This window comes from Ruegeria sp. HKCCD7251 (assembly GCF_013031165.1).
Taxonomy (GTDB): domain Bacteria; phylum Pseudomonadota; class Alphaproteobacteria; order Rhodobacterales; family Rhodobacteraceae; genus Ruegeria.
In genome coordinates, this window is the sequence record NZ_WPZC01000007.1 from 124,236 (window position 1) to 149,951 (window position 25,716).

A 25,716-nucleotide genomic window follows, 5' to 3' on the forward strand; every position below is an offset into this window, starting at 1 on the left:
AAGGGCGAGAAGAACGCAAGAAACGAGTCGCCGGACAGGATCCGTGACCACGTCTTGACACAAGCACGAGGGAGGAGTGCCGAGTGCGGTTAGCAACTGTTTCCGTAGAGGGCCACGCCGTTTGCGTGGCAATACTAAACGATGGCGGCAAGTTGGACGTTTTGCGCGCAGCGCAAGTGCTTGGCGAAGCGCTGGACGCAGGTTCAATGCAGCATCTGATCGCAGGCGGAAAAGAAACGCTTGGCGTTTTGAAAACCCTCGTTTCATCGGCCGAAACGGGTAATCTAAACGACGCACTGGTCCCGGATGACGTGCCGTTTCTGGCACCAATTCCTTCCCCGCGTAAGAACGTTTTCTGTGTCGGGCGCAATTATGCTGAACACATCGCCGAGGGCGAACGTGCCCAAAACCAAAAAATTGGAGTAACAGAGCATCCGGTCTTCTTCACAAAACCGCCGACATCGATTGTGGCGCCAGAGGCAGACATTCTGATATTCCCCTCGGTCTCACAAGCCATTGACTATGAAGTTGAACTGGCAGTTGTGATTGGAAAACCGGGGCGAAACATAGCCAAGGCTGACGCATACGACCATGTATACGGCTATACGATCCTCAATGACATCACCGCACGCGACATTCAACGCCGACATGGTGGGCAGTATTTCAAAGGCAAAGGTTTAGATGGGTCTTGCCCATTGGGCCCCTTCATAGTGACCGCTGATACAATCAGCGATCCGCACGCTCTATCAATCGGATTAACAGTCAACGGCGAACAGCGCCAAAACGGATCGACGTCGGACATGATTTTCGACATTCCAACGCTGATCGCATCCCTTTCAGAAGGTATGACCCTGGAACCTGGCGACGTAATCGCGACCGGAACACCGTCTGGTGTCGGATACGCCATGGACCCACCACAGTTCCTGAAAGACGGGGACACTGTGGTTTGTGAAATTTCAGAAATCGGCATGCTCAGGAATACCGTGCGCGTCGTTTAAGTGGCTCCTGCATAGCTGAATCTGCAGGTTGCCAACCATGCAAGGGAGGAAGACTAAAATGATGAACAGAAGGACTTTCACAGCGTCCTTGCTTTCGGCGGTTCCGGTAGCAGGAGCACTAGGAACACAGGGCTTTGCGCAGGACTTGCGTAAAATTACCTTCGTGCAGCCAAGCCCTTCGGCAATCAATTCATTTCCGGTTTTTGTCGCCATCGGCGAAGGTTATTTCGCTGATGAAGGGTTGGATGTGACCGTCGAGGCGATCAACGGCTCAGGAGCCGTGCTTCAAGCATTGTCCGCCGGACAGGCTCACTTCGGTCGCCCCGGTCCTGGCCCCTTAATTGCCGCACGGTCGCGGGATGTAGATGCCGTACACATCTACAACGTTGCGGCACGCAGCAACTTTGGCATAGCCGTGCCAGAAGACTCTGACATCCAAAGTGTTGAAGAGCTTCGAGGTAAAGTTATCGGAACAGGTACGGCCGATGGCGCAGAAGTCGGCTTTGCACGTAACGTGATGACCGGAGCAGGCATGAAAGAGGGTGAAGACTTTACCTTCCTTACCGTCGGCGACGGTGGCCCGGCGACCGCGGCTTTCCTAAACGGCGAAATCGACGCTTACTCTGCTTCGACGGCTGACACGGCAATTCTGAACCAGCGCGGAATGGCGGTGCGTGACATCACGCCTGCGGAGTTCGGGCGTTTCTTCGGTAACGGCATCGCCACAATGGCTGACACAATCGCCAACGACCGTGAATTGGTCGAAGCTTGGAGCCGCGCGTTCGCACGTGGTCATGCATTTGCACTGGATGATGCCAACCGTGAAGCTGTTTTGAAGCATTTGGCGGATGGCAACCCGCAGGAAGGCGAGGACAAGGAGTTCCAGTCAGCACTGTTCGATGCCGTACGCTCGAAAACTATCGCGGCGGATCCGAGCAATGGCCTGGGATGGTACCCCGCCGAAGTTTGGCAGGAATGGCAAGACGCACTTGTTGCAGGGGGCGAAATCCCAGGGCCGCTGGATGACCTGAGCGCTGCTTGGACCAACGAGTTTGCTGCCATCGGCAACGCGGCTGTCAGCAAATGAACGCTGTAGTCACACATGAGTTTTCCGGCGCGCCTTTGGGCACGCCGGTCTATGAGTTGACCCATGTAAGCAAGACCTATGCACGCAATCTTGTTGTCGCTCTCGAGGACATCAATCTGACGCTTCGGAAAGGAAGCTTCACATCTGTCATCGGGTCCAGCGGGTGCGGCAAGTCAACTCTACTAAAGATCATGGCGGGTCTGATCCCGCCCACCAAAGGGCGTGTAATCCTTCAGGGGCAACCAGTCACTGGGACCCGCCGGGACATCGGTATGATGTTTCAGCAAGCGACGCTTTTCCCCTGGAAAACAGCGGTGGAAAACATCGTCTTGCCAATTGAGATCCGCGATGGAAAAGCGGCGGCCAAGCAAGCTATGGCCAAGGCGCATGAACTTTTGGACATCGTAGGTTTGCAAGGGTTCGAAAACGTATATCCGAACGAATTGTCAGGCGGTATGGCACAACGCGCTTCGATCTGCCGAATGCTGATCACGGAACCAGCCGTGCTATTGATGGACGAACCGTTCAGCGCGCTCGACGAGTTGTCACGCGACATGATGAACATGGAATTGCAGCGGATTTGCAGGGAACAGGATGCGACTGCTTTTCTTGTGACGCACTCAATTCAGGAAGCTGTTATTTTGTCTGACGAAATTGTCGTCTTGAAACCGCGCCCAGGCAGGATTGCTGAAATCGTTGAGGTCGACCTGCCACGCCCACGAACACTCGACATGATGACGACACCCAAATTCGGCGCTATCGTAGACTACATTCGCAGCCTCCTTGATAAGGGAGAAGAAATGTGAGCGAAGTTCAGAATTACTCACCTTCCGTAAAAGACGCTGCCCCCTCAGAAGACACTGTATGGGAGCAGAAGGTTCACTTTATCGACTCGGTTCCTCGCTGGCTGGCGATGACCTTTGTCTTCGTGGTTTTTGTCGGAACTTGGCAAATTGTGACCAGCCTTAGGCTGGTCTCTCCGATCATTCTACCGACGCCGATGGAGACCCTCAAAGATATGATCTTCGTGGGGCAAAACCTTTTGACCGGCGGCTACATGCTTGGGGCACTGTGGATTACCATCAAAGAGGTCATCTATGGTTTTGCGCTGGCAATCGCGATCGGATTTTCGCTGGGTGTTTTGGTTGGCGAAACAGCCTTTGGCGAGAAGGCAGTAATGCCCTATTTGGTTTCTATCGATACGATGCCGAAAGTCGCGTTCGCTCCTCTTTTTGTGGCTTGGTTGGGTTTCGGCATTGAATCCAAGGTGGCACTTGCGGCCTTTATCGCGACGTTTCCAATCGTGGTTGGGACTGCGGCCGGACTTCACGCCGCCGACGAAAACGCGCGCATGTTGTTCAAGACGATGGGCGCCAGCCGGATGCAGACATTGATCAAGATGAAACTGCCAACCGGTCTGCCGCAGATATTCACCGGCCTCAAAATCGGAGCAGTTGGTGTTATGGCAGGCGCGATCACAGGAGAGTTCCTGGGGGGCGGTAAGGGATTTGGTGAGTTGATCCGTGTTGCGGCATCGCAGCTCAATACTCCGCGCGTGTTCTCCTTGATCCTGTACCTAAGTCTCGTTGGTCTCGCTGTATTTGCGACGGTGGTTTGGACACAGCGAAAACTGGTGTTCTGGCACAAAGAGCAGGTTGGCAGAGATGACTTCTGAGCCAGTGAAAATAAACTGCCAGACCTTGCGTGAATTTGTGGCGAGCGCGCTCGAAACTCGAGGTGTTCCAAAAGCGGATGCAGATCAGGTGGCCTCGACGATGGTTGAGGCCGACATATTCGGATATGGCACCCATGGAGTCTTTCGCTTGCGCCAGTATCTTGCCCGATTGGCCGGAGGCGGGTGCAACGCCAAACCAAACGTTACCGTCATACATCAGTCTGTCGCGACCGCGTTGATTGACGGCGATGACGGACTTGGGCATTTGGCTATGTCGGCGGCGCGAGATCTTGCGATAGAAAAGGCGAAAGAGGCAGGTATCGGATGGGTCGGTGTTCGGCGCGGCAATCATGCTGGACCTTTGGCACTTTATGTGCGCCCACAAGCCGAAGCTGGAATGCTTGGCATGGCCGCAGCGGTGGGCAGTGCTAACCACGTTCCGCCCTATGGCGGAAGCGACTTGCTTCTTGGCACCAATCCTATCGCTTTCTCTGCACCTGCCGATGGCCCCGACCCGTTTGTGTTTGATATGGCGACGACAGTTGCCGCGATGGGTAAGATCAAGACCCTGTTGCAGCAAGGCGAACCTATGCCCGAAGGTTGGATGGTTGGGCGTGATGGCAATCCGTTAACGGACCCTGCCCGCAAATCAGAAGGGTTTCTTTTGCCGATCGGAGGTCCGAAGGGTTTCGGCCTTTCCGTGGCCATAGGGTTGATGGCCGGAGTCTTGAACGGCGCTGCCTTCGGCTCTGACGTAGTCAACTTCACATCAGACACAACCTCACCCACGAACACAGGGCAATTCGTAATGGCGCTTGATCCGGCGGCCTTTGGAATGGAAAAAGACTTTGCTTCGAATGCAGCCCGCGTCTTCTCTGAAATGCGCGCATCCGCCCCCCTGCCCGGTCATGACCCGGTACGCCTGCCCGGAGACGGAAAAACGGCTGCAGCTGAGGCCCGTCGCAAAGACGGTGTAAGCCTCAACCCCGCTCTTTGCCGAGACCTCAACAATCTCGCCCTGGACTGTGGACTGACTCCCCCGTTTCCTGATGTTAGCACTGACTAGCGGCATATCTGAGGGAAGCCGGACTGCACTTTTGACCAGAGTTTAGCGAGGCGTCACTTCTGGCTTCAGCGCTTTTACAAGCGCCGAAAGTTTGTTCATCATGTGAAGTTTCATTGCCTTACCAAGCCCATCTGCATCTCGGGCCTTGAGCAACTCCATCATGGTTTCATGTTCGTCAATTGCCTGTGCCCAACGCTCGTCCGACAAGTTGGCCAAAAAACGTGCACGGCGGACCCGCGCGGCCAAAAGCTTATGGTGGTTTTCCAGTATGTCGTTTCGCGCGCCATTTATAAGTGCCTGATGGATGTCTTGATTGGCTTTAAAGTACGCCTGTCGATCACGCGCTTCGTACGCGCTCAGCATATCCTTGTGGCTACTTTCAATCCGTTGAATTTCCGCAACGTCCATTTGCTGACACGCTAGTTCCCCCGCCAGTTGCTCAAGCGCTGCGAGCACTGGAAACGTGTTTTCCAATTCTTCCCTCGTAACACTCGCGACACGGGCACCCCGGTTGGCTTGAAGCACCACAAAGCCTTCGGATGCAAGAACCTTTAGGGCCTCTCGCAATGGTGTCCGGGAAACACCCAATGAGTCGCAAAGCTGTTTCTCGGGCACTTTCTCACCCGGCTTCAAAACGTCTTCGACGACAAGATTGCGCAAGCGTTCGACCAACTCTTCATGTAGGGTCGGGCGATTAATGCTATCCGTCAGGTTCATATCCACATCCTAATATTCAAGGACCATATCCAGCAGGCGCGCGACGTGCATCGCTTGGCGCTGCGTACCTTCGGCGATTTGGTGGCGGCATGATGTTCCATCCGCCACAACAATTGCATCCGCAGGCGCCGCCTCCAAAGCTGGAAACAGGTCGAGTTCCGCCATCTTGATCGAGACATCAATAGTGCCGGGCGCGTATCCAAACGCCCCGGCCATACCACAACAACTGCTTTCGATCATGTGAACCTGTGATGCGGGAATACGCTTAAGTAAGTTGAGCATCGGTGTAACGGCATCGTGTGCTTTCTGGTGGCAATGACCATGCACATAAATGGGGCGATCTACCGATTTGAGAGGCAGATCCGGCTGTTTGGCCAGAAACTCCTCAAAGGTATGAGAGGCTTTGGATAGCAACTCCGCATCCCGCCCCGGACAAAGAGCCAAATACTCGTCCCGGAATGTGAGGATAGAAGAAGGTTCGAGACCGACTACCGGTATGCCCTGTGCAGCTGCTTCTCGCGTCGCGTCAATCACACGCTGTGCCTCGTGACGCGCCTCTTCCACGCAACCCTCAGCCAAAAGAGTGCGCCCGCAATCCAGCGGCCTTCCTGTTTGGTCATCTCTTGCTATGGCAACCCGAAGCCCTAGCGCACGCAGAACCCGGACAGCGGCGCGCAGATTGTCTGGCTCGAAATATCGGTTGAACACATCGGCAAACAGAAGCACCTGCGGATCTGTGTCTTGGGCCTCGACATCCCGGAATGGGTCGGAGGACCACACTGGCAGGTCACGTCGCGCCGAAATTCCAGTTGGTTTCTCCAACAGCGTACGCAAGGGCCCAATTTTGTTTCGAGCATTCAATAACCACGCGACTTTTGCAGCTTTTGGCGCATATCTCGGCAGATAAGCTATTAATTTATCAGCCAATGTCAGCCCGTCTTTTTTGCGCTTTGCTGAAAGTACTTCGATCTTCATGCGGGCCATATCGACGCCAGTCGGGCATTCACGCGCACAAGCCTTGCAAGACACGCAGTATTCCATCGTGTCCTGCATTGCGTCTGAAGTTAAACCACCAGGCAACTGCCCGCTGATGGCAAAACGCAACGTGTTTGCCCGCCCACGTGTGGCATCACGCTCGTTTCTCGTCGCACGGAAGGAAGGACACATTACTCCGCCCTTGAGCTTGCGACACGCACCGTTGTTGTTGCACATCTCGACGGCACCCTGAAATCCTCCTCCGGCACCCGGCCAAGCGGACCAGTCCAACGCCGTTTCGAATTCAGGAACTGAGTAGTCCGGGCTGTAGCGGAATAGGCGGCGATCATCCATGGCAGGCGCGTGCACGATTTTGCCGGGGTTCATTAGCCCGGCAGGGTCAAACCGGGCCTTAACCTGTTCAAACGCGGAAACGATACGAGGGCCGAACATCTTTTCATGAAACTCTGATCGCACGATCCCATCACCGTGTTCGCCTGAATGAGACCCTTTGTATCTCTTGACTAGATCAAAGGTCTCTTCGGCAATCGCCCTCATTGTCCGGACGTCTTTGTCCTGCCGCATGTTCAGGACAGGACGAACATGGAGACACCCGACTGAGGCATGCGCGTACCATGTCCCTTTTGTGCCGTGCCGGGTAAAAATTTCGGTCAGGCCAGCGGTATAATCGGCGAGATCAGGCAACGGGACGGCGCAATCTTCCACAAAAGAGATCGGCTTGCCGGCCTCCTTCATCGACATCATAACGTTCAACCCGGATTTTCGGTATTCGGCGATCGAGTTTTGCAGTTTGGTATCAGTAACTGATACAACCCCGCCCCAGCGGTTTTCAGTCCCACTGAAATCAAACCCAAGATCTCCCATCAGTTGCGATAGCTCGACCAGCTTTGCAGCATTGGCGTCAGCGCTACCCTCAGCAAATTCCACTAACAACAACGCTTCAGGGCTGCCTTCTACAAACGCCTCAATCGTACTGCGGAACAATGGGATATCTCTCCCCAACGCAATCATGGTGTCGTCGATCAATTCTACCGCCTGCGGCTTGAGCGTCACGAGGTGCTGTGTTGCCTCCATCGCAGCACGGAACGTCGGGAAATGACACACGCCGACAACTTTCTCGCCCGGCAAGTGAGCAAGGTTCAGTTCCAATTCAGCGAAATAGGCCAGAGTGCCTTCTGACCCCACCAGCAAATGAGACATGTTGACGTCGTTGCCGACAAGCGCATCGATGTTATACCCGCCCACACGACGCTGGAGATTGGGAAACCGGGCGTCAATTTCCGCAGCCTCGCGACGCCCCAGAGCACGCATGTCCCCAACAAGATCGGCATAATCGCCAGATGCCGTCGTATCGGCGCTGAACCGTGCTTCCATACCATCGCTGAGGACTGCACTTATTGCACGGACGTTATCGCGCATGATCCCGTAGCGCAGGGATTTTCCACCAGAAGAGTTGTTGGCGGCCATTCCTCCAAGCGTGCAACGCGACGCGGTTGAGGGGTCTACGGGAAACCATAAGCCATATTGCTTTAGTGACTGGTTCAACTGATCCAGAACAACGCCGGGCTGAACACGCGCGACACGGTTCTCAACGTCCACGTCAAGAACACGATTCAAGTGCTTGGTGTTGTCTAAGACAACGCTTTGATTGACCGTTTGCCCACATTGCGATGTGCCGCCGCCGCGCGGAAGAACGGAGCATCCTTCGTCGCGCGCTACAGACATCACGGCCTGCACGTCCTCTTTGTTTCGGGGAATGACCACGGCGTCCGGCATCATCTGATAGATCGAAGCGTCAGTCGAGTATCGTGCGCGTGATGCCGGGTCAGCCATCACCTCGCCTTGGACGTCAGACATCAGTCGGCGATGCAACGATCCATTCTCAAGCATCGGGTTCGCCTTCCCTTCCCAACTAGCCAATTAGAAGCTTCACTTCACCGTTGACTGAATAATGAATTCATAATTAACTTTTGCCAATAGGTAATTGCGCCACTGTTTCGGCGCCAGCGGAAGGATCAATTCAGATGCGCCAGGCGGGCAGACATTTTTTGCAAATCCCAGGGCCAAGTGCCGTGCCGGAACGCATCCTGAAGGCCATAAGCATGCAGACCATCGATCACCGGGGGCCAGATTTTGCAGAAGTAGGCCACAAAGCCCTCGCTGGGATGAAAACAATTTTTAAGACAGAACAAAACGTCTTTATCTACCCTTCATCCGGTACAGGCGCGTGGGAAGCTGCGCTTGTGAACACAGTGTCGCCGGGCGGAAATGTTCTCATGTACGAAACAGGACATTTCGCATTCATGTGGTGCAACTTGGCTGAAAAAATAGGGTTACAGCCAGAGTTGATTGAAGGGGATTGGCGTGGCGGTGCGGACCCCAATCAGATAGAAGACCGCTTGCGCGCGGACAGTCAGCACGAGATCAAGGCGGTATGCGTCGTCCACAATGAAACTTCTACCGGGTCAGTCTCGCCTATTGAGGAAGTGCGCAGGGCAATAGACACGGCGAAACACCCTGCCCTTCTTTTAGTTGATTCAATCTCTGGCCTTGCATCGATCGATCTTAGGTTCGACGAATGGGGCGTAGATGTCTGTGTCTCCGGTTCGCAAAAAGGGATGATGCTACCGCCGGGTCTCAGCTTCAACGCTGTGAGCGATCGTGCTCTGGAACATTCAAAATCCGTGACCATGCCACGCAGCTATTGGAATTGGCAGGATATGGTCGAGCCGAACCAGAAAGGGTTCTTCCCTTATACCCCTGGCACCAATCTTATCTATGGATTGAATGAGGCCATCGATATGTTGCACGAGGAGGGGCTGGAGAACGTATTCGCTCGTCATGCCCGCCACGGAGCCGCGACTCGAGCTGCCGTGCAAGCATGGGGGCTTGAGGTATTGTGTGCCCGCCAAGGTCAGGAGTCAGGCGTACTGACCGCTGTCAAAGTGCCTGAGGGACATTCTGCTGATGCCTTTCGTGCAACTGCGCTGGAGCACTATGATATCTCACTCGGAAATGGTCTATCCAAAGTAGCCGACAAGGTATTCCGAATAGGTCACTTGGGCGATTTCAACGACCTGATGTTGATGGGCACACTCTCAGGCGTAGAAATGGGACTCGCCAAAAGTGGCGTGCCGCACACTACAGGCGGTACTCAGGCTGCATTGGAGTATCTCAAGGCCGCGTAACGCCGGACAGAGTCTCCAAAAACTCAACCAGGTCTGCAATCTCCTGCTCGGATAAATTCAGTTCAGAGAGTATGGCTTCGCCATCGGCGTGAAGCCTTTCTATATCAATTTCGTTATAGTGTCGGACCACGGCGTCCAGATCATCCAGGCTGCCGTCATGCATGTAGGGGGCGGTTTCGGCCACACCTCGAAGGCTGGGCGTACGAAAGGTTCCAAAATCGGAATGGCTCCTTCGTACATTTCGGACCGCCCACGCGCCTTTCTTTTCCGGATCGTCAGTCCAGTCTCCGTCCAATGTGTAAGGGCTGGAGAGCAAGAAGTTCAGCCCTCCGAACCGGCCATCGTCGACTTCGGTTTCACTCAGAAAATATGGCACGCCCGCGTCGTGGAATTCGTTGTTGGAAAATCTCGGGCCATTATGGCAGAACGCGCAATTCCCGCGCCCCAAGAAGAGCTGAAGCCCTCGCTGGGCAGCTTCGGGGTAGTTCGCAGCCTCTGCCAGATCGCTGCGCTCCAACGCGTCGCGAAAATCGTCAAATTGTGTCCGCTCGGTTACCAGCGTTTCCAGATAAGCTGATAGGGCTTTGGCAATGTTTACCAAGACCTGCTCTGTGTCTTGGCTTTGAACATCGCCAAAAATGACCTCAAAATCTTCAATGTACGTATTCTCGGAAATGGCTCTCATTAGGCTTTCTTTGCTGTGCGCCATCTCTTGTTCTTCAATGATCGGATGCAAGCTGGCAGCCCACAGATTATCGCTCTTTCCGCCCCACCCGTACCATCGCAGACCTGCCAGATTTCGCAGTGATGGCGTATTCCGATCCAAAATCACGCGACCGAATGTTCGTGCCTCGGAGTTGGTGAGTGCCTGCTCGGGGTCGTGACAACTTGCACAGGCAAATGCACCATCAATCGACAGCACGGGATCGTTGAACAAGGCCGCGCCGAGCGCAATCGCTCTGGAGTCACCTGAAACTCGATTGCTGGGGTCTGGCTGGTATGTTGGTGGCCACGGCCCGAAGGAAAGCGTTTGCTGTATTTCATCTTCGGACAACAGAACGTCTGAGTGCACCGCGACCGGAAGCGACACTAGCACGGCTGCGGCCCAGAGCTTCATTTTAGCGAAATCTCTGACGTGTAGGACACCGATCGCCCACGGAACTCAACGTCGGTCTGCAACTCCCACAGACCCGGCATGTGAAACAGCAAACCATCGACCCGGAACAGTCCGTCACCCAGTGCCGAAACTTCGGGAGCGTAGTTCAATCCGTGCTGGTGCGCGGGCATGAATGCATCAACACGCACCTCTTGAACCGTGGCTTCAGAGCAGACTGAAATCTGAATTGAAAACGGTTGGGCCAACGGAATTTCACCGACATCCACATAAACTTCAGGTGCATTTGGGGCTTGCGAACCCATGCGTTGCCCCACAGCGTCACAAGCAATTTCTGCGCCAGGGGAAGCAATAAGCCAGACAACCCAGCGGATCATTCTGATGCCAGCAAACGTTCTGCGTTGGCATACGCGATGTTGTCTGCAATCCGATCCGGCAGCAGATCCAGCCATTCGCGCGAAAAATCTGCATGCGGGCCGACGTAATACCAGCGCTCCGGCGCAAATGTATCGGTACCGACCATAAACCGATCAGGATGCGCTTCGAACGCAGCTTGCCAATCCGGATCGACACGGCCCCGCGAGACCATGTCGGAACGGAACGCCAGATCGGCCCAAAGCCGGGGATACGCATTTAAAGCGTCGACAACCTTTCCCGGATCGTCAAAGCCAGAATGTGCCCACAATACCCGAGCCTCCGGCCAGGTTTCGAAGATCAGGTCAACCGCGTCGCGATCACCGTGGTGGTGCAGAATCAGGTTCCTTTCTTTCGCCAGCGCGATCATATGTTGGATAACTGGCGTTTTTATATCGTCGCCATATGCGTGAAACTCTCCGATGGCTTCGTATTCGTTCTTGGCCAGATTTGCTTCCAGATAATCGATGACAGTTTCATCGTGCATCCAGGTGTTGATTTCACCTCGGCGACGATAAGGGCGAAGTGCCGGAACAACGATGTCCGGGGCTGCCGCCAATAACAGTTGAGTTCCATTGTCGTCCGAGCTGGAAACCAGTGCTTTCCTCACGCCTGCGTCTTGAAGGATTTTGGCCACTTGCTCTGGTGGAACCAGCTTTACGGCATCATGGCTGTAATGAATATGCGCATCGAAGATTGGTCGCTCGTCAGCGATCGCCGCGCCGCAGAACAGCGCGGCACCTATGATGAAGGTATGTCTCAGCACCTCAAACATCCTCAACAACTATCAGGATTTTGCAAGCCTCACGTCGAAAGTCACGTGTAAGAAGGGTTCGGTAATCTTTCCAGAAAGCTCCATTCCTTCGGGAAATTCCGAAGCTGGTCGTTCCACATAGGTCATCACCAGGTCGTCCCGAACGCCAAACACTGTATCCTGATCCAAATAAGGATCGTCGTCGGGGAAAATCTCAGTGACCAAAGAACGGTAGCCAGGAGCTTTGACGATATAGTGCAGGTGCGAAGGTCGCCAGGGATGGCGGCCGCAGGCGCGCAGGATATCCCCGACAGGCCCATCTGACGGTACCGTGTATTCAACTGGCTTGACGGTCGTGAATGCATACTTACCGTCGTCACCAGTGGTCATCAGACCATGGAAAGAATACGTATCCTGTTCTTCATCCTGACTGGCATAAAGGCCATTCGGGGCCGTTTGCCAGATATCAAGCTCGGCCCCGGCAATCGGATTGCCTTCGGCATCGCGTATGACGCCCTCTGCAAGCAGCACCGGCCCGCCGTAGTCGCGTTTCATGTCGCCACCGATAGGCAAAGCAGGCGCGCCAGAGACGTGAAACGGGCCCAAAACGGAAGAGCTGGTCGCATCCGGGCTGGAATGCAGCATATCCACCAAAGAAGACAGGCCCAGGACGTCCGAGGCAAGCACAAACTCGTGCCGGTCCTCGGTTTCCACAGCGGCACAGCCCTCGAGAAACGCAATCCCAGCTCGCCATTCTTCATGCGTCAGGTTGGTTTCTCGGGCAAAGTCATGCAGGTGCTTGACCAGAGACCCCATGATTTCTCGCATCCTCGGATCGGTGTCCTTGGACAAGTATCCCATGAACACGTCGGTGATATTGTCTTTGGTGACAGAGCGCATCTGGGTCTCCTTAAATCAGGGCAAGGCTGAGGATCGGGAATTCGATCAGAATGAACAGGACGATCAGCATAACAAACGCAAAGGGCAGCGCGCCCATGAACACGTCCTTGAGTGATATCCGGTCATCGTTAATCGTGGATTTGATAACAAAGCAGGAAATACCCAGAGGTGGCGTCAAAAGCCCGATCTCAGCGCCGACAACGGTGATGATGCCAAACCAGATCAGGGACATATCAAGGGCTTCGGCCATGGGTAAGAACAGCGGGACGACAATCAGAATGATTGATGCCGTGTCCAGCAATGTTCCCAGAAACAACATCAGCAGGACGTAGAGCAGCATGATCGTCCAGAAGGACGCCGAATTCCCCGCAAGCAAGTCCTGTAATTGATTGGGCAACCCGGCCAGCCCCAGCATCCGGCTATAGATCGAAGCCGCAGTGATCAGGAACAGGATCGCCGCGGTAATGTGGCCGGTTTCCAGCAGGGCGTCCCAGAAGGCTCTGGGTGTCATGGATTTGCGCGCCACAGCGATGATAAGCGCAACCAGCGCTCCGGCTGCACCGGCCTCGACCGCGGTTAGCCACCCTGTGTAAATCCCGCCGAGCACGACTGTGATAATGAACAGTGTCGGCAGGGTTTTCGACGCGACCTCACGGCCGGACATCCATTCGGTGTCTTCCACGACCCGACCGCCGACAAAAGCTGGCGTAAAACGGCCCATAACCCAGATCGCGGCGACGTAGGCAATGGCCAGCATGATCCCCGGAATAACGCCTGCCAGGAACATATCGCCCACGGATTGTTCGGCGACAAAGGAATAGATGATCAGCATGGCCGAAGGCGGGATGATCATACCCAAGACCGAAGACCCGGCGACCACCCCAACAGCAAAGCGCGGGTTGTAAGCCTGCGCCATCATCTGAGGAACCGAGACTTTGGTGAACACGGAAGCGGAGGCTATTGAAGACCCGGTTACGGCTGCAAAGACGGCGTTGGCTCCGACGGTTGCCATGCCGATGCCGCCTTTGACCTTGCGAAACCGCATGGTCATGACTTCGTAGATGTCCTTGCCCAACCCGGCCTTCGAGACAATGAGACCCATAAAGGTGAACAGCGGAATGGTCGCGAAGCTGTACTCCATCGCACTGTCGCCAACCGCCACTTTCAGCAGGTTGAGCGCCAGCGTGAAATTGTCCCGCATCAACCAGATCGACACGAACGAGACGACGCCAAGCGCAATCGGAATGTAAACGCCCGCGTAAATCAGAAAGACTATGGCAACGACCGAGATCAGGCCAATCTCAATCGGCGTCATTCTGCGGCCTCGTCATGCTCTGGGGTGCGAATAAGTTGCGGGCGGTCCTGCGCCGTGACGACCTTGAGCAGGAAGATCACGCAGGCAAGCGCAGTACCGCACGCGATGCCCAATTTGACCGGCCACCAGGGTAATGTGAAAAGACCGGGCACTCCGAAATAGTCCTGCGTCTCCCACATATGAAGAAATTCCGGGAAGGTCACATAGGCAATCAATCCCATGAAGATCGCCGAGATCGCATTGATGATCCGCCTGAGGTTGGCCGTCAGGCCGGGGCGACGATGGTGCATCAGGTTCAGGAACCCATCTGACCGTGTCAGCCGGTCCACCCTGACCACGTCGGCCAACTGCAGGAAAACGATCATCACGACCGAGAATTGCACCATCTCGTAGGTTCCGCGCAGTGGGGCCGAAAACAGGCCCCGCGCAATGACGTCAACATTCAGAATGACCACCAACGCTAGGACGACAAGCGTACCCAATGCGTTGGCGGCGATAGCAAGCGAATTGGCGACCCGCGACAGGACGGCAACTGCGGTCTTCAGCATGTCTGGCCCCTTTCTCGGGTCGCCGAACGATTATTCGGCCGTCCAGTCCCGCACACCAGTGAAACCAGCATCCTGAAGTTTGCCTAGATAAGCGGCCAGCATATCTGTGCCCTGCTCGCCGTTCTCATTCAGCGTTGCAGCCCATTCCTGCGCAACATTGGGCATCGCATTTGCCCACGCAGCGCGGTCTTCGTCCGAGATTTCAATGATCGATCCGCCAGCTTCTACAAATGCATCTCGCGACGCAGCGGCTCGATCCATTGCAATACCTGCCACGTGGTCACGGTAGTCGATAGCCACGGCCTGTAGTACTTCTTTGACCTCATCGGGCAGACTCGCCCAGTAGTCGGCATTGACGGTGACTGTTTTTGTATTCACCGCACCAAGGTCTGCCTTCAACATGTAAGGGGCCACTTCGACGATTTTGAACGTCTTGGAAGCTTCCGGCCAAATCATTACGCAATCGACAAGGCCGGTTTGAACCATGTTGTAGAAATCAGTGAGGCCTCCGCGTACGCCCGCCGCGTCCTTGATACCCTCGAGATAGCGCAGGTTCAGACCAGCACCCGCGATCTTGCGTCCTTCAAGGTCTGCAACTTTCTCGACCGGCTCTGAGCAAAACATCTGATAGGTGTCGAGCACAACGCCTGTCGCCAGATAGACTTGATTTTGCGCAGCGAACTCATTCTGCATCGCCGGATATTCTCGCGCGATCTCGTCGACCGCCTTGGCCACTGCGCGAGCATCCGACGCGACGAATGGTGTCGAGCCCGAGATCCCCTGGCTGGGCAGCTTGGACGAATGGAAGATGGTTGTGACGATACCAATGTCGCCCAAACCCAACTGTACGCCTTCCAGAACACCTTTGGGTTTTACAATAGAACCGCCATAGTTCTCCTGCCAGTTCATCTTGTAATTACCGGACTCGGCCAGCCGCTTGTCCACTTCTGGAATAAAGAAGTTGGTGAATTCCTTCACCCATAAGGCCCGATCTGGGTACCCATCAATTACAACAGCTGAAATGGTCTCTTCTGCCGCGAGGGGCATCGCCATGACGCTTGCCAGAGCAGCGCCCAATAGGCTGCGTTTGGTCCAGTTTTTCATTTCTCTCCTCCCAGAAAGACAGGTCATTTCTTTATTTGTTTGTTTTGACCCAGTTGACGGTCAGGTCCGTGCCTGCCGCTTCAAACAGTTTTGCGATGGCGCAATACTTGGCTGTCTCCTCGCCCACGCGCGTCAGTTCCTCCTGACTGGCGGGCGTCTCACAATTCACGGTGAGTTCAATTTCCGGAAACGGAACATCGATCTCCTCCTCCATCAGCACCCCACGCCGGTCCAACCTGCATTTCGCGTCGATTGTCACAGTGCCGAGGTCAACTCCCAACCGATGTGCGTTCTTGTGCCCGATGACATTCGTACAGGCGATCAGGGCTGCCATTGCGGTCTCGGTCGGAGACGGACCAAGATTTGTCCCGCCGCGTTCGACGGGTTCATCGACAACAACATCAAGATCGCGAATTGGTATTTCTGTCCGCGCATGAGTCGGACACTGAGCTGTCGTGCGGTAAGTCACGACCGGTTTCACTTTCATAGCCACAGCGTCACCTCCTCATGCATACGAGCAAACTTTTTCGAATGGAAAACGTGGAAGCTTCTGGAACAATCCGGTCTCGTCCGCGTAGCCCAGATTGCAAAGAAAATTGGACTTGAGCGTCGTGCCCGCGAAGAACTCCTCATCGACGATCTTGTTCGAAAAACCTGACATGGCGCCGACGTCCAACCCGACCGCCCGGGCCGCAATCATGAAGTAAGCGCCCTGAAGCGTGCCATTTCGAAAGGCCGTGTCTGCCACGTAGTCGGGCTTGTTTTCGAACAATGGCCGACGGTCTTCGTGCGGGAAAAGAAAGGGCAGTTCCTTCCAGAAGTCCATGTCATAGGCAATGATCGCCGTGACCGGAGCATCCATCATCTTTGGCACATTCTTCGGCTTTAAAGACTTTGCAAGCCGCTCTTTTCCTTCGGGACTTTTCACGAAAACGAAGCGCGCGGGCAACGTATTCATGCTGGTCGCGCCGTTGATCGTGATGTCGTAAATCTCTTCAAGCAACGCGTCGGAAACCGGCTTGTTTGTCCACGCATAGTGCGACCGGGACTCGCGCAGAATCAAGGCGATTGCGTCATCCGACAGACGAGGAATGCGCGCGCGCAGTTCGCGATGATTTTGCTGCGCCTTGGCGCGAAGTGCCTCCAGCTCTGCCCCGGTCGGTGCGCTCATTCTGCTGCCACCTTTGACCTATTGTCTTTTTCGTCCACGATCGGGCTGGAACAGACGCCGATACCTTCGATCTCGACCTCAACGGTTTCTCCCGGCTTCAACCAGCGAGGGTCGGGTTTTTTGGCGTGGCCCACGCCCGGCGGTGTTCCCAATGCAACCAGATCTCCCGGTTCCAGGGTCATGAATTCCGAAATTGTCGCGATCACCTGGCGGACACCCCAGATCATGTTGGCGGTGTTCGAACTTTGCAGGATTTCGTCCCCCACGCGGCTTTCGATCTTGAGGCCCGAAGCGCCTTCGGGCAACTCATCCTGAGTCACGGTGAAAGGACCAATCGCACCGGTGTCGTCGAAGTTCTTGCCCGGTGTCCACTGCACGGTTTTACGCTGATAGTCCCGCAGCGAACCATCGTTGAAAACGGTATAACCAAACACATGATCCAGCGCCTTTTCTTCCGAGATATGGCGACCGCGTTTCCCAACGATCAGCATCAATTCCGCTTCATAATCGAAATGCTCGGAAGCCGCCGGTCGCACCATGGGTTTGCCTGCCGCCATGATTGAGTTCTTTCCGCGCATGAACAGCGTGGGGTACTCGGGAACGTCGTATCCACCTTCTTTGATATGGTCGGTATAGTTCAATCCCATGCAAACAATGGTGCCGGGGGCGGTAACGGGCAATGCCGGAGTGATGGAAGACACGGGCACACTGTCTGCCGCGTCAATTTTGCTGGCAAGTGAGTCGGCCAGTTCAGGCTTGGCTATCAAACCCATCAAATCCGAACCGACAGCAGGGTCCAAAGCCGTTAGATTCACTGCGTTTTCGCCGTCTACAGCAAAAACCGCTGTGCCTTCCGAAGTCTCTCCCACCAGGTATTTCATTTTCACCATCCATGTCAGTTCGCTTGATTTTTGCCGACTATTTTGTCATATGTCAAATAATATCGATTTTATTGGAGGGCGCAGATGGTTGCCTGGGCAGACTACAAATCAGAAGCACAGAGCCGCGGCGCACTTGCTTTGGAGCTTTACGTTGCACACAGCACGCCTGCCAAAGCGCCCGAAGACGTGAAGGCATCACTTCCTGATCACCTGGCATATCAGGCGCAGCTTGAACGTTCGGGTCAGCTGGCTTTTGCCGGACCAATGTCGGATGAAACCGGTGAGCATATGCAGGAAATGGGCCTGATCATCTACCGCGCCGACAGTCTCGAAGCCGCCCGAAAGCTGGCAGAGGATGACCCGATGCACAAAAGCGGGGCGCGCAGCTTTGTACTTCGGCGATGGATGATAAACGAAGGCTCATTGAACATCTCGATCGGACTATCGACTGGAATGAGCGCTCTCAGCTAAGAGCCCCAGAAGATTGCGCCACGAAGAAGGGAAAGCCAGATATGGACGCCATGCTTGATACCGAGGGCAAAGAGACTTCCGCCACTCATGGTGCGTATCGAAGGCTGCGCGAAATGATTCTGACTGGCGAGCTGCCACCCGGTCAAAAGCTCAAGATCGAGCAGCTCCGCGGGCTACTGGACACTGGCGCAAGCCCAGTTCGCGAAGCCCTAAGCCTTTTGACCTCGGATATGCTGGTGGAACGAATTGACCAGCGTGGCTTCAGGGCGGCGCCAGTCAGCAAATCCAACTTCGAGGAAATACTGTTGCTCCGATGCAACCTCGAGGAAACAGCGCTGCGCGCTTCCATCGCTAATGCAGATGGAGCTTGGGAGGACAGGCTTGTTTTGCGGCATCACCATATGAAAAAGGCCAGTCAAAAAAGTGCACCAGACTTCGAAGACGCCCACAAAGTGTTTCATATGGCCTTGTTGGAAAATGCAAAACTGCCGTTGCTGCTACGGTATTGCTCGCAGCTTTATGACCTCAACATTCGCTATCGTTATCTGGCGGCGGGAGGGCCCAGTTACAAAAAGCGCGATATCGCTGCCGAACACCAGCAAATCCTGGATGCCGCACTCGACCACGATGCAGACAGCGCGACCCGGCACTTGCTCAACCACTACCGCCGAACGGGTGAGTACCTGAGCAGTCAGATGGAGTCCTGAAATGCAGCGGAACTGGTTTCTGGGCGATCTGCTGAATCAGCTGTTCGATCGTCCCGGCAAAAAGCGCGGCAACGATGACTATCGATCCATTGCAGAGCTTTGTGAGGCCTTGTTGTCCGCCGAAGGCGAAGTATCGGGCTTCACCCTCGCCTCCACAATTCTTGATCGGTACCAGACCTTAGAAGACCCCGAGAAATTGGAGTTTTTTGCCTATTTGAATGACCAGCTTGAGCTGGACGCGGATCAGCTTGCCGAAGTGGCTAGCCTCTATGCCAACGACAGAAGTGTCAATTTATATCAGAAGCTTAGCGAATTCGCGGAACCCAAACGGCAAGAGTTGTTGCGCCGATTGAACCAACCATCCGGCGCGACACAAGAACTCGTAGCAATGCGCGTTGACCTATTGCGCTTTCTTAAATCCAACCCCGAGCTCAAACGAACAGATATTGATTTCGTTCATTTGCTGAGAAGTTGGTTCAATCGGGGCTTTCTTGTCCTCAAACAAATCAGTTGGGATACCCCTGCCCGCGTTTTGGACAAGATCGTTGCCTACGAAGCGGTCCATCAAATCAACGATCTGGATGATCTGCGACGCAGGCTCTACCCGCCGGATCGTCGTTGCTTTTCATTCTTCCATCCTTCGATGCCAGATGAGCCGCTGATTTTTGTCGAAGTTGCTCTGACGGCTGAAGTTCCAGACGCAATCGATGCGCTTTTGTCCGAAGATCGGGAACCGATCGAACCCGAACAAGCGAAAGTCGCGGCGTTCTACTCTATCTCGAATTGCCAGAAAGGTTTAACCGGTATCAGCTTTGGCAATCTGTTGATCAAACAGGTTGTAACTGAGCTGTCGCGAGAACTTGAGGGGCTTGATACATTTGTGACCTTGTCGCCGATACCGGGATTGAACCGTTGGCTAGAAGGCGAAACAGACAATCCTGAGCACGGCCACGTCGCCGAGGCCGTACTTGCGGCAACAACCTCGCCGCAAGATTTGCGCGCAATGGCCGCCCGGTACCTGTTGTTCGCCAAGCGCGAGGATGGGATGCCGTTGGATCCCGTGGCCCGCTTTCACCTCGGAAACGGTGCCGAGTTGCACGAGTTGCACGCCGAAGCCGATTTGTCACCGAAAGGACGATCACAATCCGGCGGTGCGATGGTGAACTACCTGTACGATTTAAACAAAACAGAACGTCATCACGAAGAGTTCGCGACACATTCGACGATCGAAGCCTCGCGTTCTGTTCGCGCGGCCTCAACCGCTGCGCTTGCGACCAAGCCAAGGGAAAATACCGCGTGACCAACACTCTATACGACAGCCTGTTTGCCCGGCATGAGGGCAACGAGGCTCCGTTCCTGCAACTCGACGATGATCAGGTTGTGTCCTATGACGCGTTTTTGAAGCGCACCGCGCAGGTCGCGCATGTTTTGCAAAACAACGGCGTTTCACCAGGCGATCGCATCGTTGTGCAAGCGCCCAAGTTGGCCGATACGATTGCACTCTACGCCGCTTCGGTACAGGCAGGTGCAGTCTATCTGCCGCTCAACACTGCCTACACATTGGCAGAGTTGGACTATTTCATCTCTGATGCCCAACCTTCGATGATCGTTTGCGATAGCAGAGACGAAATTGAAGTCGGAAAATTGGCGGCTCGGTCTGGGGCGAAGCTGCTGACCTTGGGCGGCGAAAATCCAAGCTTGAGCCGCGAAGCGGACGCACAGCCTTGTGTATTCGAAACTGTGGATCGCGCGCCGGACGACCTCGCGGCGCTTCTTTACACATCAGGTACCACGGGCCGGTCCAAGGGCGCGATGCTCAGCCACCGAAACCTGCTGTCCAATGCCCAAGCCCTTGTGGATTTGTGGGGTATCACCGACGCTGATCGCTTGATTCACGCGTTGCCCATCTTTCACACGCACGGGCTTTTCGTGGCGATGAATACGTCACTACTCGCCGGTGCCAGAGTTCGCCTTATGCAAAAGTTCGACCTCGGCGCCATCCTGGATGAATTGCCCAAGTCAACCCTTTTGATGGGGGTTCCCACTTTCTATACCAGACTGTTGGCAGACGACCGGTTCACAAAAGAGATCACAGGGAACATGCGCCTGTTCGTCTCGGGCTCTGCCCCCCTGCTTGCCGAAACCCATCAGGCATTCGAAACGCGCACCGGCCACCGAATACTTGAGCGCTATGGCATGACCGAGACAAACATGAACACCTCTAACCCCTATAGTGGCGATCGTCGCGCGGGAACCGTTGGCATGGCACTGCCCGGCATCGAGGTGATCGTGACACATACGAAAACCGGAGAACCACTTCCCCCGGGCGAAGTTGGAATGATCGAAGTCCGCGGCCCCAACGTGTTCAAAGGCTATTGGCAGATGCCCGAGAAAACCGCCGAAGAGTTACGAGAGAACGGGTTCTTCATCACCGGGGACTTGGGCCAATTCAGCGAGGACAGCTATCTATCGATTGTGGGGCGGTCGAAAGACTTGATCATTACCGGGGGTTACAACGTGTATCCCAAAGAAATTGAAGAGATACTGAACGACATCGACGGTGTTCTGGAATCGGCGGTTTTCGGCGTCCCCGACAACGATTTTGGCGAAGCAATCATCGCCGCTCTGGTTATTGAGCCAAACGTAAAACTTGAAGCGGATCAGATTGCTGAGACCATCAGGGACAAGCTGTCGCGCTTCAAACATCCGCGCCGCTACGAATTCGTCTCGGAATTGCCGCGAAACACTATGGGAAAAGTTCAAAAGAACGTGCTGCGCGAACGGTACGCGGACATGGAACTGTCGCCGGCAGAATCTTAGTAAGCCCATCCAGACGCTCAATCAAATAAAGACTTTCAGATCGGATACTACCCTCCCCTTCAGACTGCCAAACTCATTAGGAGATCCATAATGACCCGCATGACGGCAAAAGACTTCGACCAGGAACTTCTGGACCTGTACGACTTTTACGCGCACGGCAAGATCACCAAGCGCCAATTCCTGGATCGCGCCGGAAAGTTCGCGGTCGGCGGCGTGACAGCGGTTGCGTTGCTGAACATGCTCAGCCCGAATTATGCGATGGCTCAGCAAGTGTCATTCAACGATCCCGATATCCACGCAGACTACATTACCTATCCGTCACCCAATGGAACCGGTGATGTCCGAGGGTATCTTGTCCGGCCCGCTGGCGTTGAAGAGCCCCTACCTGGGGTGCTGGTGATCCACGAAAACCGCGGTTTGAATCCTTACATCGAGGATGTGGCGCGCAGGTTGGCAAAAGCCGGATTTATGGCGCTGGCCCCCGACGGCCTGACATCGGTTGGCGGCTACCCGGGCAACGACGCCGATGGGCGCGAGTTGCAAAAGACAGTGGACCGTGTCGAGTTGATGAACGATTTCTTCAATGGGTTTGAATACCTGTTGAACCGAGATGACAGCACCGGAAAGGTCGGCGCAGTGGGTTTCTGCTATGGCGGCGGTGTAGTCAGTGCAATTGCCGTGGCCTACCCGGAACTGGCCGCAGGCGTGCCGTTCTATGGTCGCCAGCCAGCAGCTGAGGATGTAGCCAAAATTCAAGCGCCGTTACTAATTCAGATGGGAGAGCTTGATGAGCGCATCAACGCAGGTTGGCCGGATTTTGAGGCTGCTCTGCAGGCCAACGACAAAGTATACGAGGCATATATATACAAAAACGCCAACCACGGTTTTCATAACGACAGTACGCCACGCTATGATGAGGAAATGGCAAACCTAGCCTGGGACCGCACAATTGATTGGTTCAACACCTATCTGAAGTAATTGGTACAAGCTACCAAGCCAGTCATGCGTTGATATCTTTTCGTTGAAATCCTCGGCCCATCTTGGCCAAGACCTTAGAAGCTACAGTAACTTGAACTTCGCAGTTAGAGATTCTGCGACAAGGTCTTGGCCCGCAATCCCTACTATTGGATGTTTTTATGGTTTCGAAACCATGGACGGATATTGTCGAAGCGGTTTTAGATGAAGCGATTCATCGATAAGTGTTCAGCTCATCTGCGGGTTAAACGCACTATCACTTTTATGCCGCTGATATCAGCCATTGATAACGCGTTCGGAGAAAGCAGCTAGGTGACCGAAATGACCTATGTAGTGTTTTTTGATCAATGCCAGGTTTTCGATGGAGGTACCCCTTCCGTTCTCTTCCAATGTCGGCCGGAATTTTAACCACTCACAGCGGACGGGACCGGAATATTTTGGACAACTACGACCGTTTCTATGCGTAGTTAGCCGTTCCTTTGGTTCTCTTCGGCATCCCGAAACCGCCGCGCGAGATAATCCACAAACGCGCGCGTTTTTGGTGCCAGATTCCTCCGTTCGGCAAACATTACGACAATATCCGTGCTGGGAGGTGCATACTCCGGCATGACATGGACAAGTTCGCCAGAGAGAAATTTCCTGTTTGCCATATAGCAGGGCAGCCGTGCGATGCCGATACCAGCCAGAGCGGCTCTAAAGACGACATCGGTGCTGTTCCCCTCAAAGCTGCCCGTTGCTTCAAACTTTTCGCCTGCGTTCGGTTCGATGCTGTTCCAAGCGTTCCGTTGGCTTCTCCCAGCAACTCTCAAGCAATTATGCTCAGCCAGTTCGGCAAAATTCGACGGCGTTCCACAACGCTCAAGGTATTCAGGTGAGGCACATAGCACCCTTCGACTCTGCATAACGCGCCTAATGACCATATCTGGATTCTTCCGTTGTTCCGCAAAGCAGATCGCCGCGTCGAACCCTTCGCTCCGAAGATCAATTTCTCGGTCGGTCAGATTTAAAGACATTTCTACCTCTGGGTTCTCTTTCATGAACTCTGGGAGGGCAGGAATCAGTTGGGACTTACCGAATGCAACAGTGGATGCGATCCTGAGTTCTCCGCGTGGGACACCGTCAAAGCTGTGGATCATCGCTTTAGCTTCATTGAATTTGTCAGCCATCTCTTTGCATTTTTCATAGAAATCTTGGCCTTCCCGCGTTGGAGAGACACCCGTTCTGGTACGATTCAGAAGGCGGTAGTGCACCTGATCTTCAAGTAACCCGATCTGCTTACTTACTGCTGATGGGGTCTGCCCCATTGATCTTGCAGCCGCAGAAATACTGCCCTGCTCGACAACCGTCGCATAGATTAGCATTTGCGCAGAAATGTCCATGTCATAACCTTTGCTGTTCCAATATGGCATGGGGCCTTTGCCAAAATGGCGAGTTGTGAGCGCTACCAAATGCCTTTATCTCTGCATTGCAGCATAAATACTGCATTGCAGCAATGGACGAGGCAATATCATGGCAATTACTCGATCAAACAGCGCGCTGGATGTCGTTTTCGAAGCTGGCCGCACGTTCTTTCATCAAAAGCTGGACACGATACGCAAGGCACAGGCCAAACGCAGGGTTTATCGCGAAACTTATTATGAACTCTCGGTGCTGTCTGACCGTGACTTAATAGATTTGGGCATTCCGCGCAGTAGCATCAAAAGACTTGCTATGGAGGCTGCATATGGCTGCTAACACCCAAACGGCTGGTACAGATCGTGGTCACGCCATTGCCCTATCAATCAGCTTCTTGGCGTGGATCAGATCCACGGCAAAAGCTGCCTTGAAAGCACTGAAATTGGCCCGGATGCTCTCTGCGCTTTCAAATATGAGCGATTACCAACTCTCTCAGATCGGAATTTCGCGATTTGAGATACCGGAATATGCCGGAAAATTGATGGCTGACGAATAGGTAAGCGAGCCCTCAGGTCCAAAAGCTTACACGAAAAATGCTGGTTCTCGCTCCTCCCAGAGTAAGCCAGCATGAGCGGCGGCGAAAAAGCCAACAGGGAGCGCCAACGCACGGGCCAGCATTTTCAACTCCTCCCGAAAGTGCTGGCCCAAACCAACCTGCCAAGCAGGAGCCCCGAAAAATGAGCGATAGGAGAACTTCACAAGATCTGGTCGTCCGTCGTCTCGGTTTCGGCGATCAAGATAACATCTGTGATCATTTTCTGCGGTTAGATGTCCGAACGCGGCGGGCACGGTTTTGTGGAGCCGTCGACGACAATGGTGTCTTGAGTTACGCACAGAATATCCTTCGGTACGACAGTATCGCTTGTGGAGCGTTTGTCTGGGGCCAATTGAGAGGCCTTGTCGAACTGCGCGGCCTCTTTCATTCATGGCCATCAAAGCCAGAGGCTGCACTCTCTGTCGAAGCCGAGTGGCAAGGCATTGGGATTGGCGACGCTTTGTTTCAACTGATGTACGCGATGGCGCAGAACAGAGGCGTCCGGACTATCCAAATGATGTGCCTGAAGGAAAACCGCCACTTGCGCTATCTTGCGGCGAAACATAGTGCGCAGTTTGTAGCTGACGCGGATATTGTTGAAGCAATCATGCACCCCAACTGGCCGACGCCCGCGTCAATTGCCATTGAGATTATCGCTGAAACTAGGGCACACTCACATCTGCTTTTTACTTAGACGACCAATAGCACACTGCGTATTGCGGTCGTTTAATTGGACTTAAGCGAATGACCTTTTCTAATACCTTTATTGTTTCAGTGTTAAAGTTGCCTTTCTTGAGATAATGGCCGTGCGGTGCGCATATTCCA

The 25,716-nt window shown here is 54.3% G+C and carries 27 protein-coding genes; 14 read left to right on the forward strand and 13 right to left on the reverse strand.

Annotation, left to right across the window (positions count from 1 at the left end; translation table 11 throughout):
- Positions 1-83 precede the first annotated feature (83 nt).
- The 5 genes from GOX75_RS16320 to GOX75_RS16340 are packed head-to-tail and all read left to right on the forward strand — an operon-like array spanning position 84 to position 4,826.
- On the forward strand, positions 84-998 hold the full coding sequence (locus tag GOX75_RS16320; RefSeq protein WP_371808187.1) for a fumarylacetoacetate hydrolase family protein: 915 nt from the start codon (positions 84-86) through the stop codon (positions 996-998).
- Between the two features lie 58 nt (positions 999-1,056).
- A complete protein-coding gene (locus GOX75_RS16325) occupies positions 1,057-2,085 on the forward strand; it encodes an ABC transporter substrate-binding protein (protein ID WP_170383461.1) in 1,029 nt (342 codons plus the stop codon).
- A complete protein-coding gene (locus GOX75_RS16330) occupies positions 2,082-2,891 on the forward strand; it encodes an ABC transporter ATP-binding protein (protein WP_170336353.1) in 810 nt (269 codons plus the stop codon). Before GOX75_RS16325 ends, GOX75_RS16330 begins: the two co-directional genes overlap by 4 nt.
- Positions 2,888-3,760, forward strand: coding sequence for an ABC transporter permease (locus GOX75_RS16335; protein ID WP_170383463.1), 873 nt, complete (start codon positions 2,888-2,890; stop codon positions 3,758-3,760). Before GOX75_RS16330 ends, GOX75_RS16335 begins: the two co-directional genes overlap by 4 nt.
- A complete protein-coding gene (locus GOX75_RS16340; protein ID WP_170494801.1) occupies positions 3,750-4,826 on the forward strand; it encodes an Ldh family oxidoreductase in 1,077 nt (358 codons plus the stop codon). Before GOX75_RS16335 ends, GOX75_RS16340 begins: the two co-directional genes overlap by 11 nt.
- 42 nt (positions 4,827-4,868) lie before the next feature.
- Here GOX75_RS16340 and GOX75_RS16345 read toward each other — a convergent pair whose 3' ends face one another.
- Together GOX75_RS16345 and GOX75_RS16350 are read right to left on the reverse strand one after the other, a co-directional pair.
- Positions 4,869-5,543 carry a GntR family transcriptional regulator gene (locus GOX75_RS16345; RefSeq protein WP_171124880.1) on the reverse strand — a complete coding sequence of 225 codons (675 nt, stop codon included), beginning with the start codon at positions 5,541-5,543 and terminating at the stop codon, positions 4,869-4,871.
- Positions 5,544-5,552: 9 nt separating this feature from the next.
- A complete protein-coding gene (locus tag GOX75_RS16350; protein ID WP_171124882.1) occupies positions 5,553-8,429 on the reverse strand; it encodes an FAD-binding and (Fe-S)-binding domain-containing protein in 2,877 nt (958 codons plus the stop codon).
- Between the two features lie 134 nt (positions 8,430-8,563).
- Between GOX75_RS16350 and GOX75_RS16355 the strand changes: the two genes are divergently transcribed.
- Entirely contained in the window at positions 8,564-9,727 is a 1,164-nt protein-coding gene (locus GOX75_RS16355; protein WP_170494810.1) for an alanine--glyoxylate aminotransferase family protein, read from the forward strand.
- On the opposite strand, the gene GOX75_RS16360 is transcribed toward GOX75_RS16355, so the two are convergent.
- The 10 genes from GOX75_RS16360 to GOX75_RS16405 all read right to left on the reverse strand — a co-directional run bounded on the left by GOX75_RS16360 (position 9,714) and on the right by GOX75_RS16405 (position 17,928).
- Positions 9,714-10,844 (reverse strand): cytochrome-c peroxidase, encoded by a 1,131-nt coding sequence (locus tag GOX75_RS16360; protein ID WP_170782365.1) that lies wholly within the window; start codon positions 10,842-10,844, stop codon positions 9,714-9,716. The genes GOX75_RS16355 and GOX75_RS16360 overlap by 14 nt on opposite strands.
- Entirely contained in the window at positions 10,841-11,146 is a 306-nt protein-coding gene (locus GOX75_RS16365; protein ID WP_170711984.1) for a hypothetical protein, read from the reverse strand. Before GOX75_RS16365 ends, GOX75_RS16360 begins: the two co-directional genes overlap by 4 nt.
- Positions 11,147-11,214: 68 nt before the next feature.
- The gene (locus GOX75_RS16370; protein ID WP_170711986.1) at positions 11,215-12,021 is read right to left on the reverse strand and encodes an amidohydrolase; all 807 of its coding nucleotides are present in this window, start codon (positions 12,019-12,021) and stop codon (positions 11,215-11,217) included.
- Between the two features lie 21 nt (positions 12,022-12,042).
- Positions 12,043-12,909, reverse strand: coding sequence for a dioxygenase (locus GOX75_RS16375; RefSeq protein WP_171124884.1), 867 nt, complete (start codon positions 12,907-12,909; stop codon positions 12,043-12,045).
- Between the two features lie 10 nt (positions 12,910-12,919).
- The gene (locus GOX75_RS16380; protein WP_170385124.1) at positions 12,920-14,224 is read right to left on the reverse strand and encodes a TRAP transporter large permease; all 1,305 of its coding nucleotides are present in this window, start codon (positions 14,222-14,224) and stop codon (positions 12,920-12,922) included.
- Complete coding sequence (locus tag GOX75_RS16385; protein ID WP_171124885.1) at positions 14,221-14,772, reverse strand: TRAP transporter small permease subunit; 552 nt, start codon at positions 14,770-14,772, stop codon at positions 14,221-14,223. The genes GOX75_RS16380 and GOX75_RS16385 overlap by 4 nt, the downstream gene beginning before the upstream one ends.
- Before the next feature lie 30 nt (positions 14,773-14,802).
- The gene (locus GOX75_RS16390; protein WP_170711989.1) at positions 14,803-15,876 is read right to left on the reverse strand and encodes a C4-dicarboxylate TRAP transporter substrate-binding protein; all 1,074 of its coding nucleotides are present in this window, start codon (positions 15,874-15,876) and stop codon (positions 14,803-14,805) included.
- 31 nt (positions 15,877-15,907) lie between these two features.
- The gene (locus GOX75_RS16395) at positions 15,908-16,363 is read right to left on the reverse strand and encodes an OsmC family protein (RefSeq protein ID WP_170390696.1); all 456 of its coding nucleotides are present in this window, start codon (positions 16,361-16,363) and stop codon (positions 15,908-15,910) included.
- Between the two features lie 18 nt (positions 16,364-16,381).
- Complete coding sequence (locus GOX75_RS16400) at positions 16,382-17,047, reverse strand: malonic semialdehyde reductase (protein WP_171124887.1); 666 nt, start codon at positions 17,045-17,047, stop codon at positions 16,382-16,384.
- Complete coding sequence (locus GOX75_RS16405) at positions 17,044-17,928, reverse strand: fumarylacetoacetate hydrolase family protein (protein ID WP_170711993.1); 885 nt, start codon at positions 17,926-17,928, stop codon at positions 17,044-17,046. The genes GOX75_RS16400 and GOX75_RS16405 overlap by 4 nt, the downstream gene beginning before the upstream one ends.
- Positions 17,929-18,012: 84 nt before the next feature.
- Here GOX75_RS16405 and GOX75_RS16410 point away from each other — a divergent pair, with 84 nt between their 5' ends.
- The 5 genes from GOX75_RS16410 to yghX all read left to right on the forward strand — a co-directional run bounded on the left by GOX75_RS16410 (position 18,013) and on the right by yghX (position 22,904).
- Positions 18,013-18,399: a YciI family protein gene (locus tag GOX75_RS16410; RefSeq protein ID WP_171124889.1), complete on the forward strand. Its 387-nt coding sequence runs from the start codon at positions 18,013-18,015 to the stop codon at positions 18,397-18,399.
- A gap of 41 nt (positions 18,400-18,440) precedes the next feature.
- A complete protein-coding gene (locus GOX75_RS16415) occupies positions 18,441-19,106 on the forward strand; it encodes a GntR family transcriptional regulator (RefSeq protein ID WP_170494844.1) in 666 nt (221 codons plus the stop codon).
- A gap of 1 nt (position 19,107) precedes the next feature.
- Complete coding sequence (locus tag GOX75_RS16420; protein ID WP_171124891.1) at positions 19,108-20,406, forward strand: malonyl-CoA decarboxylase; 1,299 nt, start codon at positions 19,108-19,110, stop codon at positions 20,404-20,406.
- Complete coding sequence (locus GOX75_RS16425; RefSeq protein ID WP_171124893.1) at positions 20,403-21,926, forward strand: malonyl-CoA synthase; 1,524 nt, start codon at positions 20,403-20,405, stop codon at positions 21,924-21,926. The genes GOX75_RS16420 and GOX75_RS16425 overlap by 4 nt, the downstream gene beginning before the upstream one ends.
- Positions 21,927-22,016: 90 nt before the next feature.
- Positions 22,017-22,904, forward strand: coding sequence for a YghX family hydrolase (gene yghX / locus GOX75_RS16430; RefSeq protein WP_170494854.1), 888 nt, complete (start codon positions 22,017-22,019; stop codon positions 22,902-22,904).
- Positions 22,905-23,368: 464 nt separating this feature from the next.
- Here the strand turns inward: yghX and GOX75_RS16435 are convergent, their stop codons facing one another.
- Positions 23,369-24,310, reverse strand: coding sequence for a LysR family transcriptional regulator (locus tag GOX75_RS16435; RefSeq protein ID WP_237217282.1), 942 nt, complete (start codon positions 24,308-24,310; stop codon positions 23,369-23,371).
- A gap of 100 nt (positions 24,311-24,410) precedes the next feature.
- Between GOX75_RS16435 and GOX75_RS16440 the strand changes: the two genes are divergently transcribed.
- The 3 genes from GOX75_RS16440 to GOX75_RS16450 all read left to right on the forward strand — a co-directional run bounded on the left by GOX75_RS16440 (position 24,411) and on the right by GOX75_RS16450 (position 25,585).
- On the forward strand, positions 24,411-24,635 hold the full coding sequence (locus GOX75_RS16440; protein WP_170620196.1) for a DUF1127 domain-containing protein: 225 nt from the start codon (positions 24,411-24,413) through the stop codon (positions 24,633-24,635).
- Positions 24,625-24,852 carry a DUF1127 domain-containing protein gene (locus GOX75_RS16445; RefSeq protein WP_254428828.1) on the forward strand — a complete coding sequence of 76 codons (228 nt, stop codon included), beginning with the start codon at positions 24,625-24,627 and terminating at the stop codon, positions 24,850-24,852. The genes GOX75_RS16440 and GOX75_RS16445 overlap by 11 nt, the downstream gene beginning before the upstream one ends.
- A gap of 181 nt (positions 24,853-25,033) precedes the next feature.
- Positions 25,034-25,585: a GNAT family N-acetyltransferase gene (locus GOX75_RS16450; protein WP_170712001.1), complete on the forward strand. Its 552-nt coding sequence runs from the start codon at positions 25,034-25,036 to the stop codon at positions 25,583-25,585.
- Positions 25,586-25,716 lie beyond the last annotated feature (131 nt).